Origin of the sequence: Actinoalloteichus sp. GBA129-24 (assembly GCF_001941645.1) — a bacterium.
GTDB lineage: Bacteria > Actinomycetota > Actinomycetes > Mycobacteriales > Pseudonocardiaceae > Actinoalloteichus_A > Actinoalloteichus_A fjordicus.
On record NZ_CP016077.1, the window covers coordinates 1,985,640 to 2,004,106 of the forward strand.

Genomic DNA, 18,467 nt, shown 5'->3' on the forward strand with positions numbered 1-18,467 from the left:
GTTTGTCTTCAGGCCGACTTCACAGTGCTGACGCATGCCTGATCGTCTGCGGACGACCAGGCAAGGGCGCCCGGTGGTCCTGACGCGGTTCTCTTCGCCGTGCGGGTCCGGGTGGTTCGCGTGGCACCAGGGCGGCGGGCCACCCGGTCCGTCGCGACAACCGACAGTGCGTGCAGGCCGAGTCCAGCACGCCGACCATACGAGGTGGAACCGGCTATGGCCGTCGTCACCATGAAACAGCTGCTCGACAGCGGCGTTCACTTCGGACACCAGACTCGTCGGTGGAACCCGAAGATGAAGCGCTACATCTTCACCGAGCGCAACGGCATCTACATCATCGACCTCCAGCAGACGCTGTCCTACATCAACCGGGCCTTCGAGTTCATCAGGGAGACCGTCGCGCACGGCGGTTCGATCCTGTTCGTCGGCACGAAGAAGCAGGCGCAGGAGGCGATCTCCGAGCAGGCACTGCGCGTGGGGATGCCGTTCGTCAACCAGCGCTGGCTGGGCGGGATGCTCACCAACTTCACCACCGTGCACAAGCGCCTCCAGCGTCTCAAGGAGCTGGAGTCGATGGAGCAGACCGGTGGCTTCCAGGGTCGCACCAAGAAAGAGATCTTGATGCTGACCCGTGAGAAGGACAAGCTGGCGCGCACGCTCGGCGGTATTCGCGACATGGCGAAGGTGCCCAGTGCGGTGTGGATCGTGGACACCAAGAAGGAGCACATCGCCGTCGGCGAGGCCCGCAAGCTGGGCATCCCGGTCGTCGCGATCCTGGACACCAACTGCGACCCCGACGAGGTCGACTACCCGATTCCGGGTAACGACGACGCGATTCGCTCCGCCGCTCTGCTGACCCGTGTGGTGGCCGACGGCGTCGCGGAGGGTCTGATGACTCGCTCCGGTCGCAACAACAGCGCGCCCGAGGGCGAGGACAAGCCGCAGCCGGGTGCGACCGACGAGCCGCTCGCTGAGTGGGAGAAGGAGCTGCTCACGGGCGCCGAGGCCGAGAAGCCCCAGGCCGAGGCGACCGAGCAGCCTGCCGAGCAGCCTGCCGAGCAGCCCGCCCAGGCCTGAGTCCCGGCCTTCGATCCCGCCGCCGGTTGACTGCGGACGGGATCACGGCAGGCCTTCCAGGACTGCGGACGACCTCCCGACAACCGCGCGGGCGGGCCCACCGGGCCCGCCCGCGCGGTGCGGGATCGGGGCGCCTCGGCTGTTCGGCCGGTGCCCTGTCTTTGCCCCTGGCGCGACTTCGCCGCGCAACAACAGACATGTAAGGATTGACGACGCACCATGGCGAATTACACGGCGGCTGATGTCAAGCGTCTCCGCGAGTTGACCGGCTCCGGGATGATGGACTGCAAAAAGGCCCTGGAGCAGACCGACGGCGACATGGACAAGGCCGTCGAGATCCTGCGCATCAAGGGCGCCAAGGACGTCGGCAAGCGTGCCGAGCGCGTCACGGCCAACGGCCTGGTCGCGGCGGACGGCGGCGTCCTGCTCGAACTGAACTGCGAGACGGACTTCGTCGCGAAGACCGCCGCCTTCGAGGAGCTGGCCGCGCAGATCGTCGCCGCCGCCAAGGCGAGCTCGGCAGGCGACGTCGCGGCGCTCAAGGCGGCTCCGATCGCCGACGGCAGGACCGTCGACGAGCTGGTCCAGGAGCAGTCGGCCAAGATCGGCGAGAAGCTCGAGATCCGCCGCGTGGTCTGCTTCGACGGCCCGGTCTCGGTCTACCTGCACCGCCGTTCCTCCGACCTGCCGCCCGCAGTGGGTGTGCTGGTGGAGTTCGAGGGTGGCAGTGAGCAGGCCGCTCGTGGCATCGCGATGCAGATCGCCGCGCTGCACCCCCGCTACGTCACCCGTGACGAGGTGCCCGCCGACATCGTCGAGAACGAGCGTCGGATCGCCGAGCAGACGGCCCGCGAGGAGAACAAGCCCGAGGCCGCGCTCAGCCGGATCGTCGAGGGCAGGCTCAACGGGTTCTTCAAGGACGTCGTCCTTGTCGACCAGCCTTCGGTGCAGGACTCCAAGAAGCAGGTCAAGGCGCTGCTCAGCGATGCAGGCATGACCGTGAAGCGTTTCGCGCGCTTCGAGGTCGGCCAGGCCTGAGAGGTCCCCGCGCGCCCTGTCCTCCGCCGTCACGGCGGAGGACAGGGCGCTGGCTGTCAGTCAGGCTCATGGAGGAGAACCGTTGACCGAACGCAGCGAAACAGCACCTGGCTTCCGACGGGTGCTGCTCAAGCTCGGTGGTGAGATGTTCGGCGGCGGCGCCGTGGGCGTCGATCCCGACGTCGTGCACACCGTGGCCGCCCAGATCGCCGCAGTGGTGCGCGGCGGAGTCCAGGTCGGCGTGGTCATCGGGGGTGGCAACTACTTCCGAGGCGCGGAGTTGCAGCAGCGCGGGATGGAGCGCACCCGCGCCGACTACATGGGAATGCTCGGCACGGTGATGAACTGCCTGGCATTGCAGGACTTCCTGGAGCGGGAACAGGGCATCGACACTCGTGTGCAGACCGCCATCACCATGGGCCAGGTCGCCGAGTCCTACATTCCCCGCCGCTCGATCCGGCACCTGGAGAAGGGGCGGGTCGTGATCTTCGGCGCGGGCGTGGGGATGCCGTACTTCTCCACGGACACCACCGCTGCCCAGCGCGCGCTGGAGATCGGCGCCGAGATCGTGCTGATGGGCAAAGCCGTCGACGGCGTGTACACCGCCGACCCCAAGCGTGACCCGCAGGCCACGATGTTCAGCCACATCAGCCACCGTGAGGTGCTGGAGCGCGGTCTCAAGGTCGCCGACGCCACGGCGTTCAGCCTCTGCATGGACAACAACATGCCGATCCTGGTGTTCAACCTGCTCAACGAGGGCAACATCGCTCGGGCCGTGCGTGGTGAGAAGATCGGCACGTTGGTCAGCACCCCTGGCGAGCGCTCGGAGTACTGAGCGTGCTGAGATCGACACTCGGGGCCCCACCACTGCCGCTATGCATAGTAAGGAGTCAGCCGTGATCGACATCGACGAGTCTCTTCTCGACGGCGAGGAGAAGATGGAGAAGGCGGTGGCCGTCGCCAAGGACGAACTGGCGAGTGTGCGCACCGGTCGGGCGACTCCGAACATGTTCAACGGCATCGTCGTCGAGTACTACGGCGCGCCGACGCCGCTGAATCAGGTGGCGGGGATCAACATCCCCGAGGCACGTCAGGTCGTCGTCAAGCCTTACGACGCGAGCCTGCTGACCGCCATCGAGAAGGCGATTCGCAGCTCGGACCTCGGCGTCAATCCCACCAACGACGGCACGATCATCCGAGTGCTGGTCCCGCAGCTCTCCGAAGAGCGCAGGCGTGACCTGGTGAAGGTGGCGAAGACCAAGGGCGAGGAGTCCAAGGTCACCATCCGGAACATCCGCCGGAAGGTCAAGGACGAGATCGACCGGGCGGTCAAGGACGGCGACGCGGGGGAGGACGAGGGCACCCGCGCCGAGAAGGAACTGCAGAGCCTCACCGACAGGTACGTCGGCCAGGTCGAAGAGCTGGTCAAGCACAAGGAAAGCGAACTGCTGGAGGTCTAGGGCGTGCTGATCGAACATTCGACCGAGCCGCGCTCTTAGGACTGTCGATGGTGGTGGCTGGTGAGAAGAATGCGGCACCGGGAGTCGGTACCGGCATCCTGCGGGAGTCTCCTGCGTCGACGACGCAGGACGCCGCCCTGGTTCCGGCGGTGAAGCCTCCGTCCAGGACGGGGCGGAACCTCGGTGCCGCGGTACTGGTCGGTCTGCTGCTCGGTGCCGCGATCCTGGCGTCCCTGCTGTGGGCGCGGCACCTGTTCCTCGTGGTCATCGGCGCGGCGGTGGCCGTGTCGACGGTGGAGACGGCCACCGCGTTCCGCCGGGCGCGCGGCATGAAGGTCGCCATGACGCCCCTGCTGGTGGGCGGTCAGGCGATGCTGTGGGTCTCGTGGCCCTATGGCCTGGACGGCGTGCTGACGGCCTTCGTGCTGACCGTGTTGGCGTGCCTGCTCTGGCGGGTGCCGGGCGGTTCGGAGAACTATCTTCGCGACGTCGCGGGATCGATCTTCGTTGCCGCCTACATCCCGTTGTTCGCGACCTTCGCCGCCCTGCTGGTGCTCCCGGAAGACGGGGTCCTGCGGGTGGTGGCCTTCATGCTCGTGGTGATCGGCTCGGACACCGGCGGTTACGCGGTCGGGGCGCTGTTTGGCAGGCACCCGATGGCACCGCAGATCAGTCCGAAGAAGTCCTGGGAGGGCTTCGCGGGCTCGCTGGTCGCAGGCGTCGGTGCAGGCCTGATCATGGTCACCCTGATGCTGGGCGGTCAGTGGTGGCACGGCGCCCTGTTCGGCGTCGCCCTGGTGGCGACGGCGACGGTGGGTGATCTGTTGGAGTCGCTGGTCAAGCGGGACATCGGGGTCAAGGACATGGGCACGCTGCTCCCCGGCCACGGCGGCCTGATGGATCGAATGGACTCGCTGCTGCCCTCGGCCATGGTGGCCTGGCTGCTGTTGAACTGGTTCATTCCCGTCGCCTGATGGCGTTCTGGTCTTCGCGTGCGGGCGGCCCGTCCTCGTCCGGTGTGCTGCCGAGTCCGAACATCTGGCGGTGGCCAGGGGTCTACGAGGTGGAGAACCGGGCTCAGGACCGCGAGCACGCTCTCTTCGTGGCGCTCCGGGCGGCCTTCGACTGGGCCGGGCTCGACGTGGTCGACGTGGGCTGTGGCGACGGCTTCCACCTGCCGATGCTGGCTCGCGATGCGCGGTCGGTGGTCGGCGTTGAGCCGCATCCGCCGTTGGTCCGTCGGGCGCGACGGCGGGTGGCAGGCCTGGACTCGATCCGGGTGCTGGCGGCGGGAGCGCAGCGCCTCCCGCTGCCGGACGCGAGTGTCGATCTCGTCCACGCGCGGACGGCGTACTTCTTCGGTCCCGGATGTGAGCCGGGACTCCGGGAGGCCGAGCGGGTGCTGCGTCCCGGCGGGGCGATCGCGATCATCGATCTGGACGCCACGCGGCACCCCTATGGGAGCTGGATGCGGGCCGACCTGCCCGACTACTCGCCCGCCGACGTGGAGGACTTCTTCGCGGCGCAGGGCTTCGACTGTCGTCGGGTGGACACGCTGTGGCGGTTCGACGACAGGGAGAGCCTGGGCTCGGTCCTGCGTATCGAGTTCTCCCGTCGGGTGGCCGCGCGCGCGATCGCGCAGACGCCGGGCCTGACGTTGCCCGTCGGCTACCGCCTGCATGTGCGGCGTCGGCCCGCCACCGTGCTGCTGCCGGGCGGGCGACCGACGTCCTGACTCGGGTGCCCGGTGATGCAGGCGGGGCCGATCGGATGAGTGCGTCGTCGGGTGACGAGAGGTGCTCGCGAGGCGGCGGTTGCTCGCGAGGCGATCGGTGCGATGCGCGACCCCGTCGAGCGCGACGTCGGGGCCGGTGAGAGCCGCTCGCGCTCCGTGGGACACTGGATTACGCCATGACTGCGCTACCTCTCGTCTTCGACGCACCGCGCCGCGGCCTGCCGCCGCGCCACCTCGCCGACCTCGCCGCCGCCGACCGCAAGGCCGCCGTGGCCGAGCTGGGGGAGAAGCCCTTCCGGGCCGCCCAGCTCGCACACCACTATTTCGGTCGGCTGAGCACCGACGCGGAGTCGATGACCGACATCCCGGCCGCCAGCCGGGAACGGCTGGTCAGCGAGCTGCTGCCCACGCTGTTCACCACGGTCCGGGACGTGACCACGGACGAGGGCACCACCCGCAAGACGCTGTGGCGGGCTCACGACGGCACCCTCGTCGAGAGCGTCCTGATGCGGTACACCGATCGCGCGACGGTCTGCATCTCCAGCCAGGCGGGCTGTGGAATGGCCTGTCCGTTCTGCGCCACCGGTCAGGGCGGACTGCAACGCAACATGTCCACGGCGGAGATCGTCGACCAGGTCCGTTCCGCTGCGGCCGTGATGCGCGACGGGCTGATGCCCGGCGGCCCCGGCAGGCTGTCGAACGTGGTCTTCATGGGCATGGGCGAGCCCTTGGCGAACTACAAACGGGTGGTTGCCGCCGTGCGCCGCATCTGCGATCCGGCCCCCGACGGGCTCGGGCTGGCGCAGCGGTCGGTGACGGTCTCGACCGTGGGGCTCGCTCCCGCGATCCGCAAGCTCGCCGACGAGGGACTCCAGGTGACACTGGCCGTCTCGCTGCACACGCCCGACGACGAGCTGCGGGACACGCTGGTGCCGGTCAACACGCGGTGGACGGTGGCCGAGGTGCTGGAGGCCGCCCGGTACTACGCGGACCGTACCGGCAGGCGGGTGTCCATCGAGTACGCCCTCATCCGCGACGTCAACGACCAGCCATGGCGGGCCGACCTCCTGGCGAAGCTGCTGCGCAGGCACCTGGGCCAACTCGTCCACGTCAACCTGATTCCGCTGAACCCGACGCCGGGGAGCAAGTGGGACGCCAGCCCCAAGCCGGTGGAACGCGAGTTCGTCCGCCGCGTGCAGGAGGGCGGCGTGAGCTGCACCGTTCGGGACACCAGGGGACAGGAGATCGCCGCCGCCTGCGGCCAGCTCGCCGCGGAGGGCTGAGCGGGGCGCACGGGTCGCGGATCACGCACGTCGTGCCCCGGGCCTGCCCCCTCGAACTGTGGGGGCGACCTTCGCACCGGCTCTCGCCTCCTTGACCGGTGCGGCGGGCCTGTCGCCCTGTGCCCTCAGGACCGCTTCGGGCCGGTGATCCGGACGAACCAGGCCCGACATCCCACCCCGGTACCTGCCTATCCTGGCCGGGCGAGACGGACTCGCAGGCGCCGGAGCACGGGACGGGGTCCATCCGGCCGAAGTCACAGCGCCGGAGCGCTCGTTCGAGGCGGCGTCGGGCTGCCGGAGCGGCACCCCTCCGTGGCCTCCCGGCAGCGGAACCTGCCTGCCGAAACGCCCGGCCGGTGGTTCCCCGACGCTTCACCGCGCCGCTGAGCGGCCCACCGTGCCGATCGCCGACGTCCACACGGCGACACGGTGGGCCGATCGAGGGCTAGAACGGGCCGAGCCCGCCGGACCGCGTTCCCGGGGTTCGGCGAGGCGCGACCCGGGAGGATACGAGGCCCAGACCAGCACGGAACGTCTCGCTGGTCCGCCGTCATCCGATCCCGGTCGATCGGAGCGGTAGCCCGCGCTCGTTCGACGGCCCGCGCGCCGTCACACGACTTCGCGCAGCGCCCCGGTCTCGACGTCGAAGACGAATCCTCGAACGTTCTTGTGTTCGATGAAGGGGTTGGTCTGGATGCGCTTGATGGACTGCCGGACGTCGCCGTCGAGGTCGTCGAAGGCCTCGGCGGCCCATTCCGGCTTGATGCCGGTCTCGGCGAGGATCTCGGACTTCAGCTCGTCGTCGGTGAACGTGAGCATCCCGCAGTCGGTGTGATGGATGAGGATGATCTCCTCGGTGCCCAGCATCCGTTGGCTGATCACCACGGAGCGGATCATGTCGTCGGTGATCACGCCGCCTGCGTTGCGGATGATGTGGGCGTCGCCGAGGCGGAGTCCCAGCATCTCGAACACGTCGAGTCGCGAGTCCATGCAGGCGACCACGGTGAGTTTCAGGGCGGGCGGCAGCGGCAGTTTGAGGCCGAAGGACGCGCTGTAGGCCTTGTTGTTCGTGATCAGCTCGTCGGTGACTCTCATGATCGCTCTCCATCGCTGTGCCGGGCCGGTCGAGCTTCCGTCGCGGCGGGGATGGACGGCAATCGACGACGCCGTGCTGCTCGGTGACGTCGACGGGCTTGCGGACTGCCCATAGCCACCCGGCGGGCGGCCGTCGCGGAGGGAGCTGCCGACCCGATGAGTCGGGACGGGACTGTGCGCGGCGGGGCATCATCGGCCCGAGACGTCGACCCGGGCGCGGGTCGCGCGGGTCGACGTCTGAAGTGCACGCGGAGAAGTCAACAGAGGACGACGCAAAGACGCAAGCGTTGAGCGGAAACGCTGCTGGTCATGAGCTCGATGGTGGCTTGAACCACTCTTTGGTGCACGCCGTTCCCGGCAATCCCTGGCGCATGGTGACCGGGTAGCGCCGTGCGTCGCCCCGAGCCGGGCTCAGTTACGCCAGGAGGTCCGGCGGCGGACCTGGTCCCAGATCAGCGCGGCGACCATGCCTGCGCCGAGGAAGATCAGCCAGAGGTCCTCGGTGTGACCCTCGTGGTTGCCGATCAGCATGGCGAACACGGAGAGGGCGCCCACCCAGCCTGCCACCCGCGTGCCGACGGGGAAGCCGCCGTGCCAGCCCCATTCGGCCGAGGGCTCCTCATGGGGGTCGACGGTCGTGGCGGGACGCTTCTCCACTGCCGACGAGGACCTTGCAGAACGAGCGGCCACGTTCCCTCCACCACGAACACGATCGAGTAGGTTGCCCACGTATCGTCGCATACGGGGGCGTCGTGACCCCGATCAGCCTGGGCTGTCCGCCGGTGACTGTCTGCGGTAGGAGGGTCTCGTCTACGCTGCGGCGCGTCGACCGGGCCGTGACCCGATGCCGACGGCCCCAGTCCCCCGCTGTCCCTGCCGAGGTGTGTGCCTGTGACCGACGAGTCGGCGGAGTTCCATCCCCGAGAACAGCGCACCCCCGACACCTTCGCCCCGGTCGCGGTCGCGTTGTCCGGGGTCACCCGACGTTACGGGGACCAGATCGTGCTCGACGATCTCTCGCTGCGGGTGCACGAGGGCGAGTTCTTCTCGATCCTCGGGCCGTCCGGCAGCGGCAAGACGACCCTGCTGCGGATGATTGCAGGCTTCGCCGACCCCGAGCGCGGGACCATCGAACTCGACGGCGTCGACATGGTCGGCGTGCCGCCGTACCGGCGCGACGTCAACACCGTGTTCCAGTCCTATGCGTTGTTCCCGCACCTGGACGTCTGGAACAACGTGGCCTATGCGCTGCGCCGCAAGGGGCTGCGCGGGGGTGAGCTGCGGCGACGGGTCGGCGAACATCTGGAGCTCGTCCAACTGTCCGGTTTCGCCCGGCGCAGGCCGCACCAGCTCTCCGGCGGCCAGCAACAACGGGTCGCGGTGGCGAGGGCACTGGCCGCTCGCCCGCGTGTGCTGCTCCTCGACGAGCCGCTCGGCGCGCTGGATGCTCAGCTTCGCGGGCGGATGCAGGTCGAGCTGATGCGTATTCAACGCGAGGTCGGCACGACCTTCCTCTACATCACCCATGATCAGGAGGAGGCACTGGTCCTCTCGCATCGCCTCGCCGTGCTCGCGGGCGGACGCATCCGGCAGGTCGGCTACCCCGAGGACGTCTACGAGCGCCCGGCCAGCAGGTTCGTCGCGAGCTTCCTGCGTTCCTCCGCCACGGGCACGACGAACATCCTGGACAGCGAGGTCGTCGGGCACGACGCGGCCGCCGACCTGTTGGAGCTGCGGGTGGGTCCGGGTGCGCGCCTGCGCGCGACGCTGCCTGCCGGGACCGCCGCCCGGGCGGGCAGCCGCGTGGCACTGACGGTCCGGCCGGAGAAGGTGCACGTCTACGACGTGGACGGATCGGTGGCGCCGCCCTCGGGCTGGTGCCTGCTGCCGGGCACCGTCGTCGACATCGTCTACACCGGCGTGTCCACCCAGTATCTGGTGCGGGTCCCCGCGACGGGCGGGGACACCCTGGTGGCGTTCGTGCAGAACACCCGGCGGATCAGCGATGCGGGCGGTCCGGGCCAGCCCGTGCTGCTGGCCTGGGACCCCGAGCACAGCGTGCTGCTGGCCGACGACGCCGATCTCGACGACCACGGCGCGGCGGAGGCGGGACCATGACACCGATCGAGGGAGTGACAGGCGCAGGGAGGGCGGGCTCGGCGGCGCGATCCGAGTCCATGCCTGCCTGCGGCTCGACGGCGCGGAGCGGATCGGCGCCACGAGGGTGACCGGCCCGGCGAACGCGCCGCGACACCGCGCGTTCGCGCACATCGAACGGCCCCCGCGTCGAGTCGACGCTGACCGGGGCGCCGAGCACGGCACGAACACGGCACAGCACGAACACGGCACGGGACGAAACACGGTGAGGGAGGTGGATGCGACATGGCATCCGAGCAGGACGGACGACCGGCGGTGCGGATCGCACGACTGTGGGACGGGGGCAGCCCGCGCCTCACGCGCCGATCGATGTTGAGGTCGATGGCCTTCTTCGCGGTGGCCGCGCAGGGAGCGGCGGCCTGCGGAGTGGGCGCCGCGCCGTCCCCGTCCGACTCCGCCTCGCCGGACTCCTCGTCCGTGCGCAACGACGTCGACGAGCCGGTGCTCAACCTCTACAACTGGACCGACTACATCGACGAGGACACCATCCCCGGCTTCCAGGAGGAGACCGGCATCCGGGTCGTCTACGACAACTTCAGCTCCAACGACGAACTGGAGGCCAAGATCGCCTCGGGCGCGGCCGGGTACGACCTGGTGGTCCCCACCGACAACTTCCTGCGGAGGTTCCTGCGCTCCGATCTGCTGCGCCCCCTCGATCAGGACCTGTTGACCAATCTCGACAACCTGGGGAGTCGCTTCCGCGACGCCGACTACGACCCAGGGAACCGCTACTCCGTTCCGTGGGCCTGGGGCACGACCGGGCTGGCCTACTCGCCCGCCGAGCTGGGTGCGGAGGTGACCAGCCTGTCGGCCTTCGACCTGCCCACGGCGCGGGGCCGCAGCATCCTGCTCGACGAGGCTCGCGACGGCCTGGCGCTGGGCATGTTGGCGCTGGGACACGATCCGAACTCCACCGAGCCCGCCGACCTGGACGAGGCGGTGGAGTACCTGCTGGACCTGAAGAGCAGGCTCGGTCAGATCACCTCGGACGTCATCGAGCCGCTGTCCTCCGGCCAGGCACCGCTGGCCCAGGCCTATTCCGGGGACGTGTTCCAGGCCCAGGAGGCCAATCCCGACCTGGCCTATGTGATTCCAGCGGAGGGCGGGCTGTCCTGGGTCGACGTGTTGTGCATTCCGAGGGACGCACCGCACGCCGAGAACGCCCACCGCTTCATCGACCACATCCTGCAGCCCGAGGTCGGGGCGCGGCTGGCGGAGGAGATCCAGTACGGCAGCCCCAACGAGGCCGCCCTGCCGCTGATCGATCCGGCGCTGCGGGACGATCCGCTGATCTACCCGTCAGAGGAGGAGCTGGCCAGACTGCCGTTCACCGCCGATCTCGGCCCCGAGGTGGAGGCCCGCTACGCGGACGCCTGGACCAGGGTGAAGACCGGGTGACGGGCCCGCGCTCGCGGCGCGGGATCGCGCGGGGGCTGGCCACGGCGGGACAGCTGGGGCCCGCGGCGTTGTGGCTGGTCCTGTTCCTGCTGGTCCCGTTGGCACTCGTGGTGCAGTTCAGCTTCGCGACCAGGGACACCGGCGCGGCACGAGCCGTGCTGCCCTGGACGACGCTGCCCTATCGAACCGCGCTGGACCCGGCGTTCCTGCCGATTTTCTGGCGCACCCTCGTCTACGCGACCGTGACCACGGCGGCGTGCCTGGTGCTCGCTTTTCCGCTGGCGTGGTTCATCGCCCGACACGGTGGTCGGTTCCGCACGGTGCTGCTCGCGCTCGTGCTGATCCCGTTCTGGGCGAGCTATCTGGCCAGGGTCTACGCGTGGAAGGCGCTGCTCGACGGCGACGGCCCGATCAATCGGCTGCTCGACCTCGTCGGCCTCGGACGGGCGGGCGGCTACCTGCTCACCGACACGGCGGTGGTGCTGGGCCTGACCTACGGGTTCCTCCCGTTCATGGTGCTGCCGCTCTACGTGGCCTGCGTGCGCTTCGACCACCAGCTCGTGGAGGCCTCCTACGACCTGGGGCACGGCAGACTGGGGACGTTCTTCCGCGTCGTTCTCCCCGGCGTGCTGCCGGGCATCCTCGCGGGGGCGCTGCTGGTCCTGGTGCCTGCCGCCGGGGACTTCGTGACGCCGAGCCTCCTCGGCGGCGTCGACCAGAGCACCTTCGGCAGCGTCGTCGACGACCAGTTCGGCGGCGGCAACAACTGGCCGCTCGGCTCGGCGATGGCGGTGCTGCTGCTGATCCTGGTGGTGGTCGCGCTGCTGGCGCGCGGCCGCAGGGGAGAGGACGTCCTGTGAGCGCAGCGCCTCGGCTCGGGCGGCGGAGCCAGGGGAGCGACTCGGGGGCCCGCCGGGCGGACGGGCGACCGGTCGGGCGGCGACGTGCCGTTCGACGGCCCTGGCGGCTCGGCGCGGCGGCGGTCGCGGTCTACGTCTTCCTGTACGCGCCGATCCTGTGGTTGGCGCTGGTCTCGTTCAACGATTCACGGACGCTGAGCACCCTCACCGGCTTCTCCCTGCGCTGGTACGTCGAACTGGCGAACGACGAGCGGGTGATGTCGGCGCTGCTGCTGTCCCTGCGGCTGGCAGCGGTCAGCGCGGTGATCGCCACCCTCATCGGGACTCTCGCGGCCTTCGGCCTGCGGCGGGCGTTCCGGGGGCGCGGCCTGTGGACGACGGTGCTGGCGTTGCCCCTGGTGGTGCCCGAGGTGGTGCTCGGGGTGAGTCTGTTGGCGTTCTGCGTGCAGCTGCTGGGCATTCCGCTCGGCTTCGGCGCGCTGCTGCTCGCGCACGTCACGTTCTCGCTCAGCTATGTCGTGGTCGTGGTGCGGGCCCGTCTGGCGGGCCTTGATCCGAGGATCGAGGAGGCGGCCGCCGATCTGGGGGCCGGTCCGCTGACGCGCTGGCGCACGGTCACGCTGCCGTTGATCGCCCCGGCCGTCGGCGCAGGCGCGGCCTTCGCCTTCGTGCTGTCCTTCGACGACGTCGTGACCTCGGGATATCTCACCGGGGTCGGCTCGACGACGCTGCCGGTGTTCGTCTACGGGCAGGCTCGGCGCGGGGTGTCCCCCGAAGTGGTGGCCCTGTCGACGGCCATGGTGGCCGCCTCCGCCGCGGTGCTGCTCCTCGGCGTGCTGGTCACCGTGTTGCGGGCTCGTCGGGCCGGGCGGTCGGCCGCGCGAGACGTCCTGTCCACTGCCTCGTGACCCCCTCGGGGCGCTGCCGCACGGGGATCGCCTCCGGGCGTCGCGCATCCTCCCGGGGCGCGAACTGGACTGCGCCGTCAGGAGGCGGGACCTCGGCCCGCGACCCCGGACACGCGGAAGGGACCGCGAGCGCCGTAAGGCACCGCGATCCCTTCCGTAGTCGAGGACCAGCTCAGGCGTGCGCCCGAGGTGATCCACGGCGTCCCACGACCATGCGATAGATGGCCAACAGCACGATCGAGCCGAGAATGGCGACGATCCAGGTCTGAATGCTGAAGAAGTCCTCCGTACCGGTGCCGAAGAGTGCGCTTCCCACCCAACCGCCGAGGAGGGCTCCTACCACTCCGAGGACCATCGTCATCACGATGCCGCCGGGGTCCTTGCCTGGCATGACCGCCTTGGCGATGGCGCCTGCCAGAAGCCCCAGCACGATCCAACCGAGGATGCCCATCGGTGTACTCCTTCCATGCTTCGGGCGTCGTCTGCGCCGCTGACACGGGAGTACCCAGACGGGGGCACGTCATTCGTGTGAATTCACCAGGCGCCGGGCTCGTTATCTTTTCGTGACCATGGTGGCGGCCGCCTCGAGGCGCCTGCGACCGCCCGATTCCGGCGCCCGACCAGGGTCGTAAGAGAATGTCGGCGATGCACGTTCTCGCGACTTCAGACGGTTCCGCCACTCGCCGTGACGTACTGCTGCTGGGCTCCACAGGCTCGGTCGGCGTCCAGGCACTCGAAGTGGCCCGCCTCGACCCGGCGAGGTTCCGGGTCGTCGGACTGGCGGCGGGCGGAGGTGACCCAGCCGCCCTGGCCGCCCAGGCACTGGAGTTCGGCGTCGCCGCCGTGGCGGTGGCCCGCGCCACCGCCGTGGAAGACCTGCAACTCGCCTGTTACGCGGAGGCTCAGCGCCGCGGCTATTCGCGCGGCGAGTTCCGGATGCCCCGCATCCTCGCCGGGCCGCAGGCCGTCGTGGAGCTGATCGAGACCACGCCCGCCGACGTGGTGCTCAATGCGATCGACGGCTCCCGAGGGCTCGTCCCCACCCTCGCCGCGCTGCGGACCGGGGCCACCCTGGCGCTGGCGAACAAGGAGTCCCTGATCGCGGGCGGCTCCCTGGTCCTCGACGCGGCGGCCCCCGGCCAGCTCGTACCGGTGGACTCCGAGCACTCCGCGTTGGCCCAGGCATTGCGCGGCGGCCGGGCCGAGGAGGTGGACCGGCTGGTCGTCACCGCGTCGGGCGGGCCCTTCCGGGGGCGGACGCGGGCGGAACTGGCCGACGTCACGGTCGAGCAGGCGATGGCGCACCCGACGTGGTCGATGGGCCCGGTCATCACCGTGAACTCCGCCACTCTGGTGAACAAGGGCCTGGAGGTCATCGAGGCGCACCTGCTGTTCGGGGTCCCCTATGACCGCATCGACGTGGTGGTCCATCCGCAGTCGATCGTGCATTCCATGGTGACCTTCGTCGACGGCTCCACCCTCGCCCAGGCGAGCCCGCCGAGCATGAAGCTGCCCATCGCGGTGGCGCTGGGCTGGCCCGACCGCGTTCCGGGCGCCTCGCCTGCCTGCCGGTTCGACGAGGCGAGCGCCTGGACCTTCGAGCCGTTGGACGACGTCGCGTTCCCCTCGGTGCGGCTGGCGAAGGCGGCAGGCGCGGCGGGCGGCTGTCTTCCTGCGGTGTACAACGCCGCCAATGAGGAGGCCGTCGGGGCATTCCTGCAAGGTCGCACCGATTTCACCGCCATCGTGGACACTGTCACCGAGGTGCTGAGCGAGGCGGACGGCTGGCGGGCCGACCCCGCCGACATCGACGACGTGTCGGCGGCCGAGGACTGGGCCAGAGCTCGCGCCGGTGAACTTCTGGGTGTCGCCGTCGGCGGCGCCGCGGCTGAAAGGGACTGACGACGTGGCCTTTGCAATCGGGGTCATCCTCTTCGCGCTGGGGATCGGGATCTCCATCGCGTTGCACGAGTTCGGCCACCTCGCCGCGGCCAAGGCCTTCAAGATGAAGGTCACGGAGTACTTCGTCGGATTCGGCCCGAAGATCTTCTCCTTCCGCCGTGGTGAGACCGAGTACGGGCTCAAGGCCATCCCGGCGGGCGGCTACTGCCGGATCGTCGGCATGACGGCGCTGGAGGAGGTCGACCCGAGCGAGACCAGCCGGGCGATGTACAACAAGCCCGTCTGGCAGCGGGTCATCGTGCTCTCAGCGGGCTCGCTGGTGCACTTCGTCCTCGGCTTTCTGATCCTGCTGATCATGGCCTTCAGCATGGGCCTGCCCAACATCGACGGCCGGGCGTCCGTCGGCGTGATCAGCGACTGCGTCAGCGATCAGGACCCGGAGAGCGGCCAGCTCGTGCCCTGTGCGCCGGGCGACCCGGCGCCCGCCCGCGACGCGGGCATCCAGCCCGGTGACGAGATCATCGCCGTCGCGGGCAGCGCGACCCCGCTCTACACCGACGTGCTCGAGCAGACGCGCGACGCCGAGGGGCCGACCGAGTTCACCATCGTCCGGGGCGGCGAGGAACAGACGGTCACCGTGGACGTCGCCACGGTCCAGCGGCTGCCGCTGGACGGCGGCGATGGCCTGGAGTCGGTGGGGGCCGTCGGCCTCGGCCAGGCCGCGACCTTCCATTACGAGGGCCTGGCCGCCGTGCCCGCGACCGTCGACTTCACCGGCACCATGTTCGTCGAGACCTTCCAGCGGCTGCTGGAGTTGCCCGAGCGGATTCCCGCCCTGTTCACCGCCATCTTCGGCGGCGAGCGCGACATGAACACCCCGGTGAGCGTCGTCGGGGCCAGCATCATCGGCGGCGACGCGGTCGATCAGGGCCTGTGGGAGCTGTTCCTTCTGCTGCTGGCGACCCTGAACTTCTTCGTCGGCGTGTTCAACCTGCTGCCACTCCTGCCGTTGGACGGCGGACACATCGCGGTCAACGTCTATGAGCGGGTCCGGGACATGGTGCGCGGCTGGCGGGGCAAGCCCCGAGGCGGGCCGGTGGACTACACCAAGCTGCTGCCGATCACCTATGCAGCGGTCGTGATCGGCGGTGCCTTCGTGCTCCTGACCCTGACGGCGGACATCGTCAACCCCTTGCGGCTCACCCAGTAGGCTGGTAGCGGCCCGCTCGTCACGGGCGGGTCGCTTACCGACCGAATCGCGGAGAGGATTCGATGAGCGTCGATCTAGGGATGCCTGCGGCGCCGCCGCCGGTGCTGGCGCCACGACGTAAGACCCGATCGTTGCAGGTCGGAACGGTGCAGGTCGGTGGGGACGCTCCGATCTCGGTGCAGTCGATGACGACGACGGTGACGGCGGACGTCAACGCCACTCTGCAGCAGATCGCCGAGCTGACCGCCTCCGGCTGTGACATCGTCCGCGTCGCGTGCCCGACACAGGACGACGCCGACGCGCTGCCCGCGATCGCGCGCAAGTCGCAGATCCCGGTGATCGCCGACATCCACTTCCAGCCCAAGTACGTGTTCGCCGCCATCGAGGCAGGTTGCGCCGCCGTGCGGGTGAACCCGGGGAACATCAAGAAGTTCGACGACAAGGTCAAGGAGATCGCCCAGGCGGCCAAGGACCACCGCACGCCGATCAGGATCGGCGTGAACGCGGGCTCGCTGGACCCTCGGCTGCTGGCCAAGCACGGCAAGGCCACTCCGGAGGCACTGGTCGAGTCGGCGCTGTGGGAGGCGAGCCTGTTCGCCGAGCACGACTTCCACGACATCAAGATCTCGGTCAAGCACAACGACCCGGTCGTGATGGTCCGCGCGTACGAGCTGCTGTCCGAGGCGTGCGACTACCCGCTGCACCTCGGCGTGACCGAGGCGGGGCCCGCGTTCCAGGGCACCATCAAGTCGGCCGTGGCCTTCGGCGCGCTGCTGCGACAGGGCATCGGCGACACCATCCGTGTGTCGCTCTCGGCGCCGCCGGTCGAGGAGATCAAGGTCGGCACCCAGATCCTCCAGTCGCTGAATCTGCGGCCGCGCAAGCTGGAGATCGTCTCCTGCCCCTCGTGCGGCCGGGCGCAGGTCGACGTCTACACCCTCGCCGAGGAGGTCACCGCAGGCCTGGAGGGCATGGAGGTGCCGCTGCGCGTCGCGGTGATGGGCTGTGTCGTCAACGGCCCCGGCGAGGCGCGCGAGGCCGACCTCGGGGTGGCCTCCGGCAACGGCAAGGGACAGATCTTCGTCAAGGGCAAGGTCATCAAGACCGTGCCGGAGCACCAGATCGTCGAGACGTTGATCGAAGAGGCGATGCGCATCGCCGAGACGATGGAGGACACCGGCGAGCCCAGCGTGACGGTCAGCTGACCTCACGGGGCCGGACGGTCCCGGCGAAGATCACCGGTGCCGACCCGCGTCGCCGTGCGATCAGTGGCCTCTGGCACTCTTGACGGCGTGTTGAGGCTCGCCGGTGCTCGGCTGCTCGACGAACGAGACGGGGGCGCGATCCGGTCGGCGATCGCCCTCGACCCGGTCGCGGCCTGCATGGTCGCGGCCAGGGTGGAGGCGACCGGCCTCGACCCCTGGCGCCTGGGCGGCGAACTGTGGGGCGTCGGATCTCGGCTCAACGGGCTCTGCTTCTCCGGAGCGAACCTCATCCCGCTGCGCGGCGGGCGGGCCGCGCTGCGGGCCTTCGCCGATCGGGCGCTGCGCCGTCGGCGATTCTGCTCCTCGCTGGTCGGTCCCGCCGAACAGGTGCTGGGCCTCTGGCGTGAGCTGGAGCCTGCGTGGGGACCTGCCAGGGACATCCGCCCGGACCAGCCGCTGCTCGCCATCCCCACGGCGCCGAGGATGAGTCCCGATCCACTGGTCCGGCGCGTGCGTCCGGAGGATCTGGAGCGCTACCTTCCTGCGGCGATCGCGATGTTCATCGAGGAGGTCGGCGTCGATCCTCGGATCGAGGACGGCGGCGCGTCCTACCGGGCACGGGTGGTCGAACTCGTCGCGGGCGGCCGGGCGTTCGCCCGGTTCGAGGGCGACGAAGTCGTGTTCAAGGCGGAGATCGGCGCCTTGTCCTCGCGAGTGGGGCAGATCCAGGGCGTGTGGGTGCACCCCGACCATCGGGGTCGCGGTCTGGGCGTGCACGGCACGGCGGCCGTGGTCGACCACCTGGTCACCAGGCTCGGCCGGACGGCCAGCCTGTACGTCAACGGGTACAACCACGTCGCTCGGCGGGTCTACGAGCGGATCGGCTTCCAGACCGTCGGAAGATTCGGCACCGTGCTGGTCTGAGCCGTGCAGGCCGCAGGCACGGTGCTACCCGTGCTGCGGACTCGCGCGGCGGCGACTCCTCCTGGCTCGGGCGATACGACCCGTCGCCGCAGACTCGGGTGGTGGTCGTCGGCCGGTCGCCTGCGGCGGTCGTCTGCCCGCCCGGCCCGGTGTGTCGCGGGCGTCCCCCGGCGTGGTGCCCGGCTTCGCTCGCTGACCTGTCGATGCCGACCCCG

The 18,467-nt window shown here is 69.8% G+C and carries 18 protein-coding genes; 15 read left to right on the plus strand and 3 right to left on the minus strand.

What is annotated here, in order from left to right; genetic code table 11:
- Nucleotides 1-216 precede the first annotated feature (216 nt).
- From rpsB to rlmN, 7 genes are all read left to right on the plus strand, one after another.
- Nucleotides 217-1,077 (plus strand): 30S ribosomal protein S2, encoded by an 861-nt coding sequence (gene rpsB / locus UA75_RS08985; RefSeq protein ID WP_075739858.1) that lies wholly within the window; start codon nt 217-219, stop codon nt 1,075-1,077.
- A gap of 219 nt (nt 1,078-1,296) precedes the next feature.
- Complete coding sequence (tsf, locus tag UA75_RS08990) at nt 1,297-2,115, plus strand: translation elongation factor Ts (RefSeq protein WP_075739859.1); 819 nt, start codon at nt 1,297-1,299, stop codon at nt 2,113-2,115.
- An 82-nt stretch (nt 2,116-2,197) separates the two neighbouring features.
- On the plus strand, nt 2,198-2,950 hold the full coding sequence (gene pyrH / locus UA75_RS08995) for a UMP kinase (RefSeq protein WP_075739860.1): 753 nt from the start codon (nt 2,198-2,200) through the stop codon (nt 2,948-2,950).
- A gap of 40 nt (nt 2,951-2,990) precedes the next feature.
- On the plus strand, nt 2,991-3,575 hold the full coding sequence (frr, locus tag UA75_RS09000) for a ribosome recycling factor (protein WP_075739861.1): 585 nt from the start codon (nt 2,991-2,993) through the stop codon (nt 3,573-3,575).
- Between the two features lie 47 nt (nt 3,576-3,622).
- Nucleotides 3,623-4,549 (plus strand): phosphatidate cytidylyltransferase, encoded by a 927-nt coding sequence (locus UA75_RS09005; protein WP_083683045.1) that lies wholly within the window; start codon nt 3,623-3,625, stop codon nt 4,547-4,549.
- Nucleotides 4,549-5,310: a class I SAM-dependent methyltransferase gene (locus tag UA75_RS09010; RefSeq protein ID WP_075739862.1), complete on the plus strand. Its 762-nt coding sequence runs from the start codon at nt 4,549-4,551 to the stop codon at nt 5,308-5,310. Before UA75_RS09005 ends, UA75_RS09010 begins: the two co-directional genes overlap by 1 nt.
- 176 nt (nt 5,311-5,486) lie before the next feature.
- Complete coding sequence (gene rlmN / locus UA75_RS09015; RefSeq protein WP_075739863.1) at nt 5,487-6,593, plus strand: 23S rRNA (adenine(2503)-C(2))-methyltransferase RlmN; 1,107 nt, start codon at nt 5,487-5,489, stop codon at nt 6,591-6,593.
- Between the two features lie 609 nt (nt 6,594-7,202).
- Here rlmN and UA75_RS09020 read toward each other — a convergent pair.
- Both UA75_RS09020 and UA75_RS09025 read right to left on the minus strand, forming a co-directional pair.
- A complete protein-coding gene (locus UA75_RS09020; protein ID WP_075739864.1) occupies nt 7,203-7,688 on the minus strand; it encodes a beta-class carbonic anhydrase in 486 nt (161 codons plus the stop codon).
- 411 nt (nt 7,689-8,099) lie between these two features.
- On the minus strand, nt 8,100-8,378 hold the full coding sequence (locus tag UA75_RS09025) for a DUF2631 domain-containing protein (protein ID WP_075739865.1): 279 nt from the start codon (nt 8,376-8,378) through the stop codon (nt 8,100-8,102).
- A 201-nt stretch (nt 8,379-8,579) separates the two neighbouring features.
- Here UA75_RS09025 and UA75_RS09030 point away from each other — a divergent pair, with 201 nt between their 5' ends.
- The 4 genes from UA75_RS09030 to UA75_RS09045 all read left to right on the plus strand — a co-directional run bounded on the left by UA75_RS09030 (nt 8,580) and on the right by UA75_RS09045 (nt 13,011).
- Complete coding sequence (locus UA75_RS09030; RefSeq protein ID WP_075739866.1) at nt 8,580-9,806, plus strand: ABC transporter ATP-binding protein; 1,227 nt, start codon at nt 8,580-8,582, stop codon at nt 9,804-9,806.
- Nucleotides 9,807-10,070: 264 nt separating this feature from the next.
- Complete coding sequence (locus UA75_RS09035) at nt 10,071-11,243, plus strand: ABC transporter substrate-binding protein (RefSeq protein WP_075739867.1); 1,173 nt, start codon at nt 10,071-10,073, stop codon at nt 11,241-11,243.
- Nucleotides 11,240-12,103, plus strand: coding sequence for an ABC transporter permease (locus UA75_RS09040; RefSeq protein ID WP_075739868.1), 864 nt, complete (start codon nt 11,240-11,242; stop codon nt 12,101-12,103). Before UA75_RS09035 ends, UA75_RS09040 begins: the two co-directional genes overlap by 4 nt.
- Nucleotides 12,100-13,011, plus strand: a complete 912-nt coding sequence (locus UA75_RS09045; RefSeq protein ID WP_083683047.1) for an ABC transporter permease — start codon at nt 12,100-12,102, stop codon at nt 13,009-13,011. Before UA75_RS09040 ends, UA75_RS09045 begins: the two co-directional genes overlap by 4 nt.
- Before the next feature lie 172 nt (nt 13,012-13,183).
- On the opposite strand, the gene UA75_RS09050 is transcribed toward UA75_RS09045, so the two are convergent.
- Entirely contained in the window at nt 13,184-13,462 is a 279-nt protein-coding gene (locus UA75_RS09050) for a GlsB/YeaQ/YmgE family stress response membrane protein (RefSeq protein WP_075739869.1), read from the minus strand.
- A gap of 194 nt (nt 13,463-13,656) precedes the next feature.
- Here UA75_RS09050 and dxr point away from each other — a divergent pair, with 194 nt between their 5' ends.
- The 4 genes from dxr (at nt 13,657) to UA75_RS09070 (ending at nt 18,252) form a co-directional block, all read left to right on the plus strand.
- A complete protein-coding gene (gene dxr / locus UA75_RS09055) occupies nt 13,657-14,913 on the plus strand; it encodes a 1-deoxy-D-xylulose-5-phosphate reductoisomerase (RefSeq protein WP_075743583.1) in 1,257 nt (418 codons plus the stop codon).
- Nucleotides 14,914-14,917: 4 nt separating this feature from the next.
- Nucleotides 14,918-16,123 carry a M50 family metallopeptidase gene (locus UA75_RS09060; protein ID WP_075743584.1) on the plus strand — a complete coding sequence of 402 codons (1,206 nt, stop codon included), beginning with the start codon at nt 14,918-14,920 and terminating at the stop codon, nt 16,121-16,123.
- Nucleotides 16,124-16,185: 62 nt separating this feature from the next.
- Nucleotides 16,186-17,328 (plus strand): flavodoxin-dependent (E)-4-hydroxy-3-methylbut-2-enyl-diphosphate synthase, encoded by a 1,143-nt coding sequence (gene ispG, locus UA75_RS09065; protein WP_075739870.1) that lies wholly within the window; start codon nt 16,186-16,188, stop codon nt 17,326-17,328.
- Nucleotides 17,329-17,415: 87 nt separating this feature from the next.
- On the plus strand, nt 17,416-18,252 hold the full coding sequence (locus tag UA75_RS09070; protein WP_075739871.1) for a GNAT family N-acetyltransferase: 837 nt from the start codon (nt 17,416-17,418) through the stop codon (nt 18,250-18,252).
- Nucleotides 18,253-18,467: the final 215 nt, after the last annotated feature.